We start from the raw sequence: 14,175 nt of genomic DNA, 5'->3' as shown, positions 1-14,175 counted from the left end.
GGTAATGACGACACATGAACAGACCACTTATGCCTTAAGTGAAGAAATGCAAAGCCTTGTGTATTGGAACAGCATTTATTCACCAGCAGATACCGATATTGACTCAGTCCGTGCGGCTTATGACGCGATGTGCCGACACTACACTTTGCCACGTGATGGCAAGATTGAAGTGGAAGATCGCTTTGTTGCAAATGATGAGCATCAAGTTCCTGTTCGTGTGTATTTACCAAAAACAAATCGACCTGAGTCTGGTTGGCCATGTGTGTTGTATCTACATGGCGGCGGTTGGATGGTTGGTGGGCTCGATTCACATGAGTTTATTACCAGCTATTTGTGTCATGACTTAAATGCAGTTGTCATTAGCGTAGATTACCGCATGGCACCAGAGCATCGCTTTCCAGCAGCTTATGAAGATTGTTTAGCAGTTTATCAATGGCTTAAAAAGCATGGTTCAACTTGGCAAATCGATAGTGAAAATATCGTTCTAGCAGGGGATAGTGCTGGCGGTAATTTAGCAGCAGCCCTTGCAGTGCATCTACAGCATAGTGGTATGCAAGCTCAAGGACTGGCTTTGGTTTATCCGTGTTTAACTACAGCGCTTGATACACCAGCCGCACAAAAGCATGCCCATGCGCCGTTGTTAACGACAGAAGATATGCATTTTTATTTAAAGGAATATGCACCTAACTCTCAAGATTGGCAGGATTTACGTCTAGCGCCTTTATTGGCAACGGACTTTTCAGATATGCCGGCCAGTTTTGTTGCAGTTGCTGAGTATGACCCTTTAAGTGATGACGGTTATTTCCTTACCCAAAAATTGGAACAAGCAGGAATTTCGAGTGAGTTCCATTTAGGCAAAGGTTTATTACATGGCAGTTTACGTCTTATGCGTGACTGCCCAGAAGTTCAACAGTTATATCAAAACATGCTGAGTGCGATACGTCGCATGTTTGGCAGTGTCGAAAAGACATCAATTTAATATCGAGTCATTTGGACGAAAAGAATTTAATGGAGTAATAACATGAGTGCAGTTGAAAAATTACCTGAAGATTTTTGCGCAAACCCAGATGTTGCATGGACTTTCCCTAAAGTTTTCTATACTTCATCACAAGTTTTTGAGCACGAGAAAGAATCAATCTTTGCTAAAAGCTGGATTTGTGTTGCACATGGCAGTGAATTAGCACAACCGAATGACTATATTACCCGTAAAGTAATTGGTGAAAATATTGTCATAATTCGTGGTAAAGATAGCGTTTTACGTGCGTTTTATAATGTGTGTCCGCATCGTGGTCACGAGCTTTTAAGTGGCAGTGGTAAAGCAAAAAATGTAATTACCTGCCCATACCATGCTTGGACTTTTAAGCTAGACGGTAGCTTGGCTTTGGCACGTAACTGTGACCACGTTGAATCTTTCGATAAAGAAAACTCAAGCATGGTGCCTTTAAAAGTTGAGGAATATGCTGGTTTTATTTTCATTAATATGGATGAAAATGCAACTTGTGTCGAAGACCAACTTCCGGGCTTTGCAGAGCGTTTAAATCAAGCATGTAGCGTAATTAAAGATTTAAAATTGGCAGCACGTTTTGTGACAGAAACGCCAGCAAACTGGAAAGTGATTGTTGATAATTACATGGAATGTTACCACTGTGGTCCGGCACATCCTGGCTTTGCTGACTCAGTACAGGTTGATAAATATTGGCACACAACGCATCAAAACTGGACATTACAGTACGGTTTTGCGCGTTCATCAGAAAAGTCGTTCAAACTTGATCCATCGATAACAGATCCTGAGTTTCATGGTTTCTGGACTTGGCCTTGTACCATGTTCAACGTACCACCGGGCAGCAATTTCATGACTGTGATCTATGAGTTCCCAGTGGATGCAGAAACGACTTTGCAGCATTACGATATTTACTTCACGAACGAAGAACTCACTCAAGATCAGAAAGACTTAATTGAGTGGTATCGCAATGTATTCCGCCCTGAAGATTTGAACTTGGTCGAAAGCGTACAACGTGGTTTGAAATCACGTGGTTATCGTGGTCAAGGCCGTATTATGACGGATAAGCAACGCTCTGGAATTAGTGAGCATGGTATCGCTTACTTCCAGCATTTAGTGGCGCAGCATCACAAATAAAACAAATGGATTTATTCAGGTGTAAAGATGACTTGCACCTGATTCTTCAGTTAGGAAGATGATATGTCGAGTTTACAAAGTACTGAATTATTTCAGCAACAAGCCTATATTAACGGACAATGGCTAGCTGCACAGTCAAATGCAACGGTTCCAGTGACTAACCCTGCAACAGGCGAAGAAATTGGCACAATTCCAAATATGGGAGCGGCTGAGGCTACTCAAGCAGTTGAAGCTGCTTATACTGCTTTACAAAGTTGGAAAGCTTTAACGGCTCAAAACCGTGCAGATATTTTATTGGCTTGGCATAAACTGGTTCTCGATCATACCGATGAACTTGCTCTCATTATGACTATTGAGCAAGGCAAGCCTTTAGCAGAAGCGAAAGGTGAGGTGCGTTATGCTGCATCCTTTATTCAATGGTTTGCAGAAGAAGGCAAGCGTATTTATGGCGATGTGATTCCAACCGTCAATAATCAACAGCGATTTATTATTAGTAAAGAACCTGTTGGTGTGGTGGCTGCAATTACGCCGTGGAATTTCCCAATTGCCATGATTACCCGTAAAGCAGCGCCAGCTTTAGCAGCTGGATGTACGATAGTGATTAAGCCAGCAAATGAAACACCTTACTGTGCTTTAGCGATTGCGAAACTTGCAGAAAAAGCAGGTATTCCAGCTGGTGTAATTAATGTTGTTACCGGTAAATCTCAAGAAATTGGTTCTGTATTTACTTCGCATGAAAAAGTGAAGAAATTGACCTTTACTGGCTCAACTCCAGTGGGCCGTTTACTGATGCAACAGTGTTCAAACACTATTAAAAAGTTAGCACTTGAGTTGGGCGGAAATGCACCTCTGATTGTATTTGATGACGCCAATTTGGATAAAGCTGTACAAGGTGCGATTTTTGCCAAGTTCCGTAATGCAGGCCAGACCTGTGTTTGTGCTAACCGCATTTATGTACACGACAATATTTATCAAGCTTTTGCCGAGAAGTTTGTACAAGAAGTACAGAGGTTTAAAGTCGGTAATGGACTTGAAGATGGTGTACAAATTGGTCCATTAATTAATGAAAAAGCAGTTTTGAAAGCACAGCAGTTGATTGATGATGCAGTGAGCAAAGGCGCTAAAATTGCTTGCGGCGGTAAACAGCATGCTTTAGGACAAACCTTTTATGAACCATCAGTTTTAACTAACGTTGACCGTACAATGGAAATTGTCCAAGAAGAAATTTTTGGTCCAGTTGCGCCGCTTATTCGCTTTACAGATGAAGCAGATGTGGTTGCTCAAGCCAATGACACCATTTTTGGTTTGGCTGCTTATGTTTATAGCGAAAATATTTCACGTTTATGGCGAGTGTCAGAACAGCTTGAATATGGAATGGTCGGTATGAATGCCACAGCAATTTCAAATGAAGTTGTACCATTCGGTGGTGTGAAGCAATCAGGTGTTGGGCGTGAAGGCTCAAAGTATGGTCTTGAAGAATTCATGACCATTAAATACATGTGTTTAGGGCTTTAAGGATAAGCCCTAACAACAAGAATATGCGGTAAAAGAAGGATTCTAATATGGCTAGTCATTATGAAATGTTCCCGGCAGTTGTTACTCATGTGGAACAGCTAACCCCTTTAATCAAACGGTTTACGTTCAAACGTCAAGATGGGCAGAACTTTCCTCGATTTAGTGGGGGAAGCCATATTATTGTCAAAATGAATGAACAGCTTTCAAATGCCTATTCATTAATGAGCTGTACGCAAGATCTATCGACTTACCAAGTCTGTGTTCGTAAAGACGTGGAAGGTAAGGGCGGTTCGGTTTTTATGCATGATCAATGTAATGAAGGCTGTGAAATTCAGATTTCAGAACCAAAAAATTTATTTCCATTAGCGGAAACAGGCAATAAACATATCTTAATTGCAGGTGGTATTGGCATTACACCATTCTTGCCTCAAATGGATGAGCTTGCAGCACGTGGGGCAGACTTTGAGCTACATTATGCTTATCGCTCGCCTGAACATGCGGCTTTGTTAGATGAATTAAAGCAGAAACATGCCGAGCATGTATTTAGCTATGTTGACTCAGAAGGTTGCTCATTGAAGCTGGATGAACTGATTTCATCACAACCTAAAGGCACACACGTGTATGTTTGTGGGCCGAAACCCATGATTGATGCTGTGATTGATTGCTGTAATAAGCATCGTTATCGCGATGAGTACATTCACTGGGAACAATTTGCTTCAACAGTTCCTGAAGATGGGGAAGCTTTTACGGTTGTACTTGCTAAATCTAATCAGGAAATTGAAGTACAAAGTAACCAGACTATTTTACAAGCCATCGAAACATTAAATATCGATGTGGAATGTTTATGCCGAGAAGGGGTTTGCGGTACATGTGAAACTGCTATTTTAGAAGGTGAAGCAGAGCATTTTGATCAATATCTCAGTGATGCCGAAAAGGCTTCACAGAAGAGCATGATGATTTGTGTATCAAGAGCAAAAGGCAAAAAATTGGTATTAGATCTTTAATATATTTCTGTGGCCGATCAATTGTTTAAAGTAAGAATTTGCTAAAAAATGAACAAATAATGATGATCTGAATCATATTTGTTCATTTGGTGGACATTAAGAGTTTTGAAGTATTGACCTGCTATACAGAACTATAGATAATGCGCACACAGTTTACGGCTATGTAGCTCAGTTGGTTAGAGCACCGCACTCATAATGCGGGGGTCACAAGTTCAAGTCTCGTCATAGCCACCATTTTAAAAACCACGCTCCTGCGTGGTTTCTTTTTATCTATTTTTTACTCATTAAAATGTTTTTCAATCATATCGAGTGTTTTTGAGCTTTGATAAAAAGGAGCTAAGAGCGCTTGAAGTAATGGTTCTAAAATACCGTGCTCATTGAAGGCATCCATAACTTTCGGATAAAAGCGTAAAGCTTCAGTTTGCAAGTCGGTTTCGGTTAAACCAATCTCACTTAAAACTTCAAATAAACTTTGATCTTTATAAAAATCATAAAAAACTTCGACGCCATACAAAATAAGATCTTGCATAAATTGCGACTGGCGTAGCTCTTTCCAGTACTCATAAATTAAAACAAAGAACTCCTCAACATCGAGAGGAGTGAGCTGTTTCATAAACTCATACATTTTTTTATGCCTAATATCTTCCCAGATATGACGTACTAGGCTTTCTAAATCTTCAGCCGATAAAAGGCTTAATTCTGTAAGTTGTTCATGAATAAAACTGGCAATCCACGTTTCAAGTTTATGTTCGAGACGTTGCTGCTGTAAAAAAGAGAATTTTTTGAGTTTATGTTGCCATTCAAAATGGTAGTCATTTACTGTCGAGGTAGTTAAAAATTTTGGTAATTTTTGTTCTAGAGTTGATGTCGCAATATATTGGCAAAGCTGTTGAACAGAAGGGCTGGTTCTTAAAAACTCATTCAGATAATGAGGGATATGCTCCATTTCCAAAAACTTGGAAAGCCACATTTCAAACTGGTGATCAGAGACCAAGTCTTGTAGCTGAATTGGAGATTTCATCGCAGATAAATAAATACGCTGTGCAATTTCCCCAATAAACTCAAGTAAGCCAGCGCCAAGCTGCATTTCAAAAGCATAACGTTTCACAACGGCTTGTAATTGTTCTAAATCTACAACTTCATGAAGCTTGATTTCATCAGCATGTTGCATAAATAACTGAATGAACTGCTGGAAATAAATAGGTGAGTTTTCTATCGATAATTGTTTTTTGAAAAATTCCACCTGCTCAAGCAAAAGTGCTTGAGCAAGTGCTGTGGTTTTTGATGAGTTTTTCTGCTCAGTCATTCGCTGTCCAACCGTTGACAATCGGATAACGTCGTTCGCGACTAAATGCACGAGAAGTAATTCTCGGGCCAATCACACCTTGACGACGTTTATATTCATTACGATCAACTAAACGGATGACTTTTTCAACAACTTCTTTATCAAAACCTTTGGCAATAATGTCGGCTTGACCTAAATCTTCTTCAATATATGCATAAAGGATAGCATCCAATACATCATATGCTGGCAGAGAGTCTTGGTCTTTTTGATCTGGACGAAGTTCTGCTGAAGGTGGGCGAGTAATGACACGCTCAGGAATAACAGGTGTTTCACTTAAGCTATTACGGTATTTTGCTAGTTCAAACACGATTGTTTTATAAACGTCTTTTAGAACAGCAAAGCCACCGACCATGTCACCGTAAAGTGTGCAGTAACCAACTGAAAGTTCAGACTTGTTGCCAGTAGCGAGTACTAAATTACCAAACTTGTTAGATAAGCCCATAAGCAATGTGCCACGAGCACGTGCTTGTAAATTTTCTTCAGTTGCATCGGCTGGTGAATTACCAAAGAACGGATAGAGCGTTTGCATGAAGCTATTTACGATTGAGTGAATTTCAGCAATACCAAAAGTTACACCCATACGACGAGCTTGTTCAGCCGCATCTTCTACACTAATTTGAGAAGTGTAAGTATATGGCATCATTACAGCTTGTACTTTTTCTGCACCAATTGCATCAACCGCAATTGCAAGTGTGAGGGCAGAGTCAATACCGCCAGAAAGACCTAAGATCACACCAGGGAAACCTGAACGCTCTACATAGTCACGCGTTGCCATAACTAAGCCTTGATAGATCTCTGCAAAAGTTTCTAATGCAGGCGCAGACTCGGTAACTTTATAGAGTTTTGTGTCACGGTCAAATTCAGCAATGTAGAGGTCTTCTTTAAAGCTTGGTGCTTGTAAAGCAATTTCACCATTTTGGTTGCTGACAAAACTTGTACCATCAAAAATTAAATCATCTTGTCCACCAACTTGGTTGACATAAACAATATTTAAATGAAGCTGTTTTGCAAGTTCACTTAATGTTTGTATACGATGCTGTGGTTTGCCCACTTCATATGGCGATGAATTAAGCACAAGTACAGTATCAACATTTAATTGGCTTAATTGTTTAACTGTATTGATTGACCAGATATCTTCACAAATAAGTACACCAAACTTATGGCCTAAGTATTCGAACACCAAGTGCTGATGGCCTTTTTGGAAATAACGTTTTTCATCAAAAACGCCATAGTTTGGCAAGTTGTGCTTATTGAAGACACCTAAAACCTGACCGTCTTTCATGACAGCAGCTGAATTATAACGTTGGCCGTCTTCTGTTTGGTTTACGAAGCCGAAAACCATCACAATATCTTTAACTTCACTAAGTTGAGCAAAAGCTTTTTGCATACGTTTATTTAAATTTGGACGTAACAATAAGTCTTCAGCTGGATAACCAATCACAGAAAGCTCAGGAAAAATAATCAGGTCAGCGTCTTGTTTTTTCGCCTGATTTGCTTGCTCAATCATCTTTTGGGTGTTTGAGTCAATATTGCCAATATGCGGAGAAAACTGAGCAAGGGCAACTTTAAAACTTTTCATTCAAACCTAATCCTAGATCATAACGAATATAAATACACATAGTGTTGATTTTTATGAATATAATTTTTCAACGATGTGTATGGCACGATAATAAACAAGTAAAATAGTAAACAAAAATGTCAAGATCAATAATATATACCAATCACATATTTTCTGCGTAAAAATAACGAGATTTTCTGTATACAATAGAAACAAGCTTCATTATTTTTATTGTTTGTATACTGCCTTAACACTCCAAAATTTGGAATAAGTTTTTATACTTATTTTCAATAATTTGACATTAATAAAATTAGATCTCAACTTTATTTTCATATTTTTTTGTTTATAAATTTTCTACCAGTAAGTTAGCAAAAAAATTACGTAGAAGACGATCTTGATTATTTAGTTACAAATCAAAGTGAGGTGAACAAATAATATTTGGCAGTTTACCTGAGCAGATATCTCTAGCAATTTCTCCTTGCTGCTCAATATTGTAAGAGCTAAAAGCTTTCTGAGGATGGTAAGTGTATTTATATGGGTTGTAATATTTAAAACTCAGATAGTAGGCCGTTTGCAGTAAGGCACCTTTTAGTAGTACATGAATACCTCGTTGGTATTGCATGACATGAGCCAACTCATGAATAAAAATGCCTTGAATGAATTTAGATTCTAGCGCGTAATTACTACTGTAGTCAGAAATGTTGACATAAATATTTCCATTTGGCGCCATCAAAATTCCATGAGATTGCCAAGGTAAGTAACGAGTAGCAATAATTTTAGGTCGTTCGCAATCTAGCAAATCCCCAAACACCCTTTGCGCCAAAACCTTTTCTTCAGGCGTAAGAAATCGAATTGGATAGCTTTTTAAGTGACGAAAAATAAAAAGGGTGAAAATAATAAATTGTCGATATATGACAAGTTTAAAAGCGTTGAGAGTGAACATAGTTTTGCTAGTAAATAAGTTCATCTATTGATTTGTAGCATAACATACATCAACTATGTTGAAAGACAGACACAAATAACTGTCATTCGTTTATCATGCGGCAGTTAGGCTGTTTTACTTGGTAAATCTTCCATTTTTAATATCATCATAGGCTTGTAAAATCTCATCATAAGTATTCATTACAAATGGACCATGACCATTAATCGGTTCTGTGATGGGTTGTCCAGTCAAAATAAGTAATTTGCAGCTTTGCAGGGCAGTAATAGAGAAATGCTCTCCTTGGTTTGACATGACTGCTAGGCCTTGTTCCTCTAAAACGTCTTCATCTTTTTGAAATTGTGCCCGACCTGAACGTAAATAAACTAAAGCTGTTTCACCAGATTGAGCAGGGAAGGCAGTTTGTTGACCTGCCTGAAGCTCTACATCTAATACGGTAATAGGAGTATGAGTAAGTGCAGGGCCCATAACATGCTTAAACTGCCCTGCAATAATACGTACAAATCCAGCCTCATTTTCCAGTTTCACCATCGGTATTTCAGCTTTCTTTAAACTTTGATAGCGCGGAGAATTCATTTTATTTGCTGCTGGTAAATTGACCCAAAGTTGAATCATTTCAAAAGGACCACCAGATCGAGAATACTCTTCACTAAACAATTCCCGATGAATCACACCAGAGGCTGCGGTCATCCATTGCACATCACCAGCACTTATAAATCCACCTCCACCAGATGAATCTTTGTGTTCCAGTTCACCTGCATAAACAAGTGTTACCGTTTCGAATCCACGATGGGGATGATCATTAACTCCTCTACGTTTCATAGAAGGTGCAATTTTTCCGGGACCTAAATGGTCGAGTAGTAAGAAGGGGGAGAGGGTATTGCCTAACTCATGGTAGGAAAAAACAGAAAGAACTGGATAAAAATCACCGACCGCAAAGCGAGTATCGTTACGATGAATAAAAGCCAGACTTTTCATGCTTTATCCTTTCTGTTGATTGAATTTATAAAAAAGATCAGATGTTTTTATAAGAATGTATTAAGGGTGGTGTAAAAGTCTTTTGCTCTGAATAATAAATTATGAATAGGTTGGGTCAGTAAAATGCTTAAGAGAAGGAGATGAGAGTCCTAGATAATAAAAAACCCCAGTTAAAACTGAGGTTTTACAACAACTAAAATCACAACAGCAAATAAAATTAAGGTTGGCATTTCATTGAAGAAGCGCCAGAACTTATGTGATTTATAGTGAGCATTTCCAATAAGCTTTTTGCGATAGTAACCACAAACAAAATGGTAAACCACTAATAAGGCCACTAATCCAACTTTTAGATAAAACCAAGTGGCTTCATGGTAATGTCGAGTTGCATCGCCCCACTCTACAAGAAAGTGTGCGGTAATTAATGTGGCAATCATAGACGGCCACATAATACCTCGATACAACTTACGTTCCATCACTTCAAAGCGCTGATGACTTGCCGCATCATCACTCATTGCATGGTAAACATAAAGACGTGGTAAGTAGAACAAAGCAGCGAACCAACAAACCACAGCAATAATATGTAATGCTTTTACCCACAAAAAAGCATCAGAAGGTGCATCCATTGTTAATCCTAGGTGGGATTATGCATCCCACTTCTTGAAAATTAGGCAAGCGTTTACACCGCCAAAGCCAAAACTGTTACTCATTACAGTATTCAATTTTGCATCACGTTTTTCAAGCACAATATCAAAGCCTTCAGTACCTTCATCAAGCTCAGTCACGTTAATGTTTGGAGCAATAAAGTCATTTTGAAGCATTAATACAGAGTAAATTGCTTCATGAACACCAGCAGCACCCAAGCTGTGACCAGTCATAGATTTAGTTGAGCTTAAAGGTGGAACTTTACCTTCACCAAAAGCACGTTCCATTGCTTTAAGTTCAGTAACGTCACCAGCTGGTGTAGAAGTACCATGTGTATTTACATAGTCAATTTTTTCTACGCCGTGTTGTTTAGCTTCTTCAAGAGCCATCAAGATACAACGAGTCGCACCTTCACCGCTTGGAGCAACCATGTCTGCACCGTCACTGTTCGCAGCATAAGCAACAACTTCAGCAAGAATTTTTGCACCACGTGCTTGAGCGTGTTCAAGAGATTCAAGAACAACGAAACCGCCGCCACCAGCAATAACGAAACCGTCACGGTCTTTTGAATATGGACGAGATGCAGTTTCAGGTGTGTCGTTATATTTAGAACATAAAGCACCCATAGCATCAAACAATAAGCTTTGAGACCAATGATCTTCTTCACCACCACCAGCAAGCATAAGATCTTGTTTGCCTAATGCGATAAGGTTATATGCATAGCCAATTGCATCTGCAGAAGTTGCACAAGCACTTGCAATTGAGTGAGCAATACCTTGAAGTTTAAATGCAACACCAACGTTTGCAGTAATTGTGTTCGTCATGTTGCGTGGAACGAAGAAAGGTCCAACTTTACGAGCGCCTTTAGTTTCTAAAAGCTCAGTCATTTCTACAACAGAAGCAGTTGAACCACCACCTGAACCGCCAGCAATACCATAACGTGGATTATCTGCTAAATCTTCTGCTTTTAAGCCAGCATGTTCAACAGCGGCAACAGCAGAGTTATAAGCGTACATTGCACATACGCCCATGAATCGTTTTAATTTACGATCAATATTGTCAAAATCTTGTTCTGCAGCAGCGCTGACATGACTCTTAAAATTGAGTTCAGCATAAGTTGGGTTAAAACGTGTCCCGGAGATTCCATTTTGAAGTGAGTGAGTAACTGCTTCTAAAGAGTTACCGATACATGAGTTAATACCCATACCAGTGATTACAACACGTTTCATCTACAGGTCCCTTTATGGTGATATTTAAAGTCTATGAACATAAGCAGCTATTAAATGATAGGAGAATATAGCTGTAAGAACATTAGACATATGTTTTCGTTGTTACCATGATAGCAGAAAGGTTTTTTATTTCTTATGGCAAATCTTTATGTCAATTTTGCATTTAAAAAAAATAACCAAATACATAGTATGTTGCATTTAGGGTTAACTAAAATACACACATTCAAGTTGAGATAAATCCACATTCCACCTAGTATTTATCTCTAATTAGATAAATTAAAAAATCGAGGTACTGGATGACAAAATTTAATAATAATCAATCTGACAATTTGTTTTCTCAGGTCTTCGGAGTGGCTAAAAAGCTCAGTTCTACTGGTTTAAACATCTTGCAGCAAAGCCAAATAGGTGAGGTTAGTAAGCTAGTTGAGCCACTTGCAAGTGGTAAAACAGTAGAAGGAAATGCTAGAAGTAAAAGTCCGTTTGAAGTGGAACAGTATGAAAGTCCACAACAAATGTTACGTGAACATTTACCTAAAGTTACTCGTCAGGTGTTTGGCCGTCATTTTAGAAAGGTCAATGGTATTGCGACATTTATTTCGCCTGACTGGAATGAAAAAATATCGAGCTATTTATTTGATTGGCTAAATGACTTTAGTTCAAAAAGCACGCTGACTGAAAAAATCTTAGAAGAGGCGGGTGCAAAAGACCTATTTGAGCTGACTAAAGACACTTCACGTTCACAACGTTTAAGTCAGGCTTTAATTGAACAAAATAAACTAATTGCAAGTATTCAAGGTGCGATTACGGGTGTATCGGGTATGATTGGTGCAGCCGTAGATATTCCAGTTTCTTTAGTATTGGTTTTAAGAACAATTTATCAAACAGGCAGATCACACGGTTTTGATTTAACTGAAGCCACTGACCAAGATGTCGTTGAATTTATTTTTAAAGAAGTTGATATCAGCCTAATTGCAGAGAAGCAGACGGTGCTTTTAGCACTTAAAGCTTTACGTAATATGTTAGAGACCCAAGACATTCAACAGTTTCAGCAGGTACTTGGGTCTTCAAATGACATTGAGACTTTAAAAAGCTGGTTAGTCGATGAAAGTGGTGAGTTCAAATGGAGCTGGTTAAATAAAGTTCCTCAACTTGCTGCGGTGGGTAAGTTTACTCCAGTAGCAGGTGCAATACTTAGTGCTGTTTATAGCTGGAAGTTACAAGAAGATGTAGGCCATAAAGCACAAGCTATTTTTGGTGCAGCACGACATTATTTAAATGAGCACCCAAGTGAACATTTATCACCATTACAAGCTTATTATGCTGCGGTAACTCTCATTCAAAAGGCGAGTCCTCGTCTGTTAAATGTTGGAGAAAATGGCAGTGTTCATGCAGCACAACATCATAAAATTGAAAATCATGATGTAATTTCAAAAGTATCTGTTGTGGTTAAGTCGAATACTTCTGAAAAAAGTGAAGAAAAAGTGCAAGAAAATGTTCATCAAGGTATCGAACAGCTTGCAGAAAAACATGTTGTCGAACATGAGCACAGTGAACAAAAACCAGCATTAGAAATTGAAAATGATGATGTTGTAGAGGATCAGAAGTACTCTTAACAATACAATTACAAAGATAGGGTTTGAAAATTAAGTTTCACCCTTATTTAAATTTGTAAATCATCCTGTCAAACATTGATATGGTCAACATTTGGTAAGTATTGCCATGTTGACCATTTTTGCATCTTGGCTTACAATTATGTGCCCTTAAAAAGAGGTGTTTTCTTTTTAAGGTTTTTTAATAACGGGAGAATTGCCATATGGCAACAACGAATCAGTTGATCCGTAAGGGTCGTACGACTTTGGTTGAAAAATCCAAAGTTCCTGCGTTGAAGGCTTGTCCACAACGTCGTGGTGTTTGTACACGTGTTTATACAACTACACCTAAAAAACCTAACTCAGCTATGCGTAAGGTTTGCCGTGTTCGCTTAACTTCAGGTTTTGAAGTATCTAGCTACATCGGTGGTGAAGGTCATAACTTACAAGAGCACAGTGTTGTTCTTATCCGTGGTGGTCGTGTTAAAGACTTACCAGGTGTACGTTACCATACCGTTCGTGGTTCTTTGGACTGTGCTGGCGTTAAAGATCGTAATCAATCACGTTCTAAATACGGTACTAAGCGTCCTAAGAAGTAATTCTAGGAAACTAGTCTAAAAGCCCTTTAGCGTTTCGCTTGTTTGAATTCTTCATAGATTTGTAATTCAAGCGACGTATAGTAAGGCCAGCGTCGTGTACATGACACTTGTACAAACTGCTGGATTATCCTGAAGTGTCATATTATTAGGTGTATTAAAATGCCAAGACGTCGCGTAGTCGCTGCTCGTGAGATCCTTCCAGATCCAAAATTTAGCAGCCAAACAATCGCTAAATTCATGAACCACGTAATGCAAGATGGTAAAAAATCTATTGCTGAAAGTATCGTTTACGGTGCTTTAGAACGCGTTCAAGAAAAAAACAAAGTAGACCCAGTTGAATTTTTCGAGACTACTCTTGAAAAAGTTCGTCCTATGGTCGAAGTAAAAGCACGCCGTGTTGGTGGTGCTACTTATCAAGTACCTATGGAAGTACGCCCATCCCGTCGTACTGCCTTAGCAATGCGTTGGTTAGTAGATGCTGCTGCTAAGCGTTCTGAAAAAACTATGGCTTTACGTCTTGCTGGCGAGTTGCTTGATGCAGCTGAAGGCAAAGGTGCCGCGATCAAAAAACGTGAAGACGTGCATCGTATGGCAGAAGCTAACAAAGCCTTCTCTCACTACCGTTTCTAAGCGGATAAA

Annotated in this window: 13 protein-coding genes and 1 tRNA gene; 8 read left to right on the top strand and 6 right to left on the bottom strand. The window is 38.9% G+C overall.

Annotated elements, in window-relative coordinates; all coding sequences use genetic code 11:
• Positions 1 to 4: 4 nt before the first annotated feature.
• From ACIF8R_RS06315 to ACIF8R_RS06295, 5 genes are all read left to right on the top strand, one after another.
• On the top strand, positions 5 to 979 hold the full coding sequence (locus ACIF8R_RS06315) for an alpha/beta hydrolase fold domain-containing protein (protein WP_396479764.1): 975 nt from the start codon (positions 5 to 7) through the stop codon (positions 977 to 979).
• Positions 980 to 1,021: 42 nt separating this feature from the next.
• Positions 1,022 to 2,137 (top strand): carnitine monooxygenase subunit alpha, encoded by a 1,116-nt coding sequence (cntA, locus tag ACIF8R_RS06310; RefSeq protein WP_396463616.1) that lies wholly within the window; start codon positions 1,022 to 1,024, stop codon positions 2,135 to 2,137.
• 63 nt (positions 2,138 to 2,200) lie between these two features.
• Positions 2,201 to 3,652, top strand: coding sequence for an NAD-dependent succinate-semialdehyde dehydrogenase (locus ACIF8R_RS06305; protein WP_396479762.1), 1,452 nt, complete (start codon positions 2,201 to 2,203; stop codon positions 3,650 to 3,652).
• A 47-nt stretch (positions 3,653 to 3,699) separates the two neighbouring features.
• Complete coding sequence (cntB, locus tag ACIF8R_RS06300) at positions 3,700 to 4,656, top strand: carnitine monooxygenase, reductase subunit CntB (RefSeq protein ID WP_069029974.1); 957 nt, start codon at positions 3,700 to 3,702, stop codon at positions 4,654 to 4,656.
• Positions 4,657 to 4,813: 157 nt separating this feature from the next.
• Positions 4,814 to 4,890, top strand: a tRNA-Met gene (locus tag ACIF8R_RS06295).
• Between the two features lie 43 nt (positions 4,891 to 4,933).
• On the opposite strand, the gene ACIF8R_RS06290 is transcribed toward ACIF8R_RS06295, so the two are convergent.
• The 6 genes from ACIF8R_RS06290 to ACIF8R_RS06265 form a co-directional block, all read right to left on the bottom strand.
• Positions 4,934 to 5,962 carry a hypothetical protein gene (locus ACIF8R_RS06290; protein WP_396479760.1) on the bottom strand — a complete coding sequence of 343 codons (1,029 nt, stop codon included), beginning with the start codon at positions 5,960 to 5,962 and terminating at the stop codon, positions 4,934 to 4,936.
• Complete coding sequence (locus ACIF8R_RS06285; RefSeq protein ID WP_396479758.1) at positions 5,955 to 7,580, bottom strand: NAD+ synthase; 1,626 nt, start codon at positions 7,578 to 7,580, stop codon at positions 5,955 to 5,957. The genes ACIF8R_RS06290 and ACIF8R_RS06285 overlap by 8 nt, the downstream gene beginning before the upstream one ends.
• Positions 7,581 to 7,965: 385 nt before the next feature.
• Complete coding sequence (locus ACIF8R_RS06280) at positions 7,966 to 8,526, bottom strand: hypothetical protein (RefSeq protein WP_396464224.1); 561 nt, start codon at positions 8,524 to 8,526, stop codon at positions 7,966 to 7,968.
• A 90-nt stretch (positions 8,527 to 8,616) separates the two neighbouring features.
• Positions 8,617 to 9,477: a pirin family protein gene (locus ACIF8R_RS06275; RefSeq protein ID WP_396479756.1), complete on the bottom strand. Its 861-nt coding sequence runs from the start codon at positions 9,475 to 9,477 to the stop codon at positions 8,617 to 8,619.
• A gap of 170 nt (positions 9,478 to 9,647) precedes the next feature.
• The gene (hemJ, locus tag ACIF8R_RS06270; RefSeq protein WP_004738397.1) at positions 9,648 to 10,100 is read right to left on the bottom strand and encodes a protoporphyrinogen oxidase HemJ; all 453 of its coding nucleotides are present in this window, start codon (positions 10,098 to 10,100) and stop codon (positions 9,648 to 9,650) included.
• Positions 10,101 to 10,118: 18 nt separating this feature from the next.
• On the bottom strand, positions 10,119 to 11,348 hold the full coding sequence (locus tag ACIF8R_RS06265) for a beta-ketoacyl-ACP synthase II (protein WP_004738399.1): 1,230 nt from the start codon (positions 11,346 to 11,348) through the stop codon (positions 10,119 to 10,121).
• A 296-nt stretch (positions 11,349 to 11,644) separates the two neighbouring features.
• Here ACIF8R_RS06265 and ACIF8R_RS06260 point away from each other — a divergent pair, with 296 nt between their 5' ends.
• The 3 genes from ACIF8R_RS06260 to rpsG all read left to right on the top strand — a co-directional run bounded on the left by ACIF8R_RS06260 (position 11,645) and on the right by rpsG (position 14,166).
• A complete protein-coding gene (locus ACIF8R_RS06260) occupies positions 11,645 to 12,961 on the top strand; it encodes an EcsC family protein (protein ID WP_396479754.1) in 1,317 nt (438 codons plus the stop codon).
• Positions 12,962 to 13,161: 200 nt separating this feature from the next.
• Entirely contained in the window at positions 13,162 to 13,536 is a 375-nt protein-coding gene (gene rpsL / locus ACIF8R_RS06255) for a 30S ribosomal protein S12 (RefSeq protein ID WP_002050319.1), read from the top strand.
• Between the two features lie 159 nt (positions 13,537 to 13,695).
• Positions 13,696 to 14,166, top strand: a complete 471-nt coding sequence (gene rpsG, locus ACIF8R_RS06250; protein ID WP_001138055.1) for a 30S ribosomal protein S7 — start codon at positions 13,696 to 13,698, stop codon at positions 14,164 to 14,166.
• Positions 14,167 to 14,175: the final 9 nt, after the last annotated feature.

The sequence above is a fragment of the Acinetobacter sp. ABJ_C4_1 genome (assembly GCF_044538495.1).
Taxonomy (GTDB): Bacteria; Pseudomonadota; Gammaproteobacteria; order Pseudomonadales; family Moraxellaceae; genus Acinetobacter; species Acinetobacter nosocomialis_A.
The sequence above is the reverse complement of the archived record's forward strand: the minus strand, read 5'-3'. Positions and strand labels throughout refer to the sequence as shown.

Bases quoted from the DNA above. Each gene is read 5' to 3' on its own strand.
- cntA (WP_396463616.1), top strand. From the start codon at position 1,022: ATGAGTGCAGTTGAAAAATTACCTGAAGATTTTTGCGCAAACCCAGAT.
- ACIF8R_RS06285 (WP_396479758.1), bottom strand. From the start codon at position 7,580: ATGAAAAGTTTTAAAGTTGCCCTTGCTCAGTTTTCTCCGCATATTGGC.
- ACIF8R_RS06290 (WP_396479760.1), bottom strand. From the start codon at position 5,962: ATGACTGAGCAGAAAAACTCATCAAAAACCACAGCACTTGCTCAAGCA.
- ACIF8R_RS06315 (WP_396479764.1), top strand. From the start codon at position 5: ATGACGACACATGAACAGACCACTTATGCCTTAAGTGAAGAAATGCAA.
- ACIF8R_RS06260 (WP_396479754.1), top strand. From the start codon at position 11,645: ATGACAAAATTTAATAATAATCAATCTGACAATTTGTTTTCTCAGGTC.
- ACIF8R_RS06265 (WP_004738399.1), bottom strand. From the start codon at position 11,348: ATGAAACGTGTTGTAATCACTGGTATGGGTATTAACTCATGTATCGGT.
- ACIF8R_RS06305 (WP_396479762.1), top strand. From the start codon at position 2,201: ATGTCGAGTTTACAAAGTACTGAATTATTTCAGCAACAAGCCTATATT.
- rpsG (WP_001138055.1), top strand. From the start codon at position 13,696: ATGCCAAGACGTCGCGTAGTCGCTGCTCGTGAGATCCTTCCAGATCCA.
- rpsL (WP_002050319.1), top strand. From the start codon at position 13,162: ATGGCAACAACGAATCAGTTGATCCGTAAGGGTCGTACGACTTTGGTT.
- ACIF8R_RS06275 (WP_396479756.1), bottom strand. From the start codon at position 9,477: ATGAAAAGTCTGGCTTTTATTCATCGTAACGATACTCGCTTTGCGGTC.
- hemJ (WP_004738397.1), bottom strand. From the start codon at position 10,100: ATGGATGCACCTTCTGATGCTTTTTTGTGGGTAAAAGCATTACATATT.
- ACIF8R_RS06280 (WP_396464224.1), bottom strand. From the start codon at position 8,526: ATGAACTTATTTACTAGCAAAACTATGTTCACTCTCAACGCTTTTAAA.
- cntB (WP_069029974.1), top strand. From the start codon at position 3,700: ATGGCTAGTCATTATGAAATGTTCCCGGCAGTTGTTACTCATGTGGAA.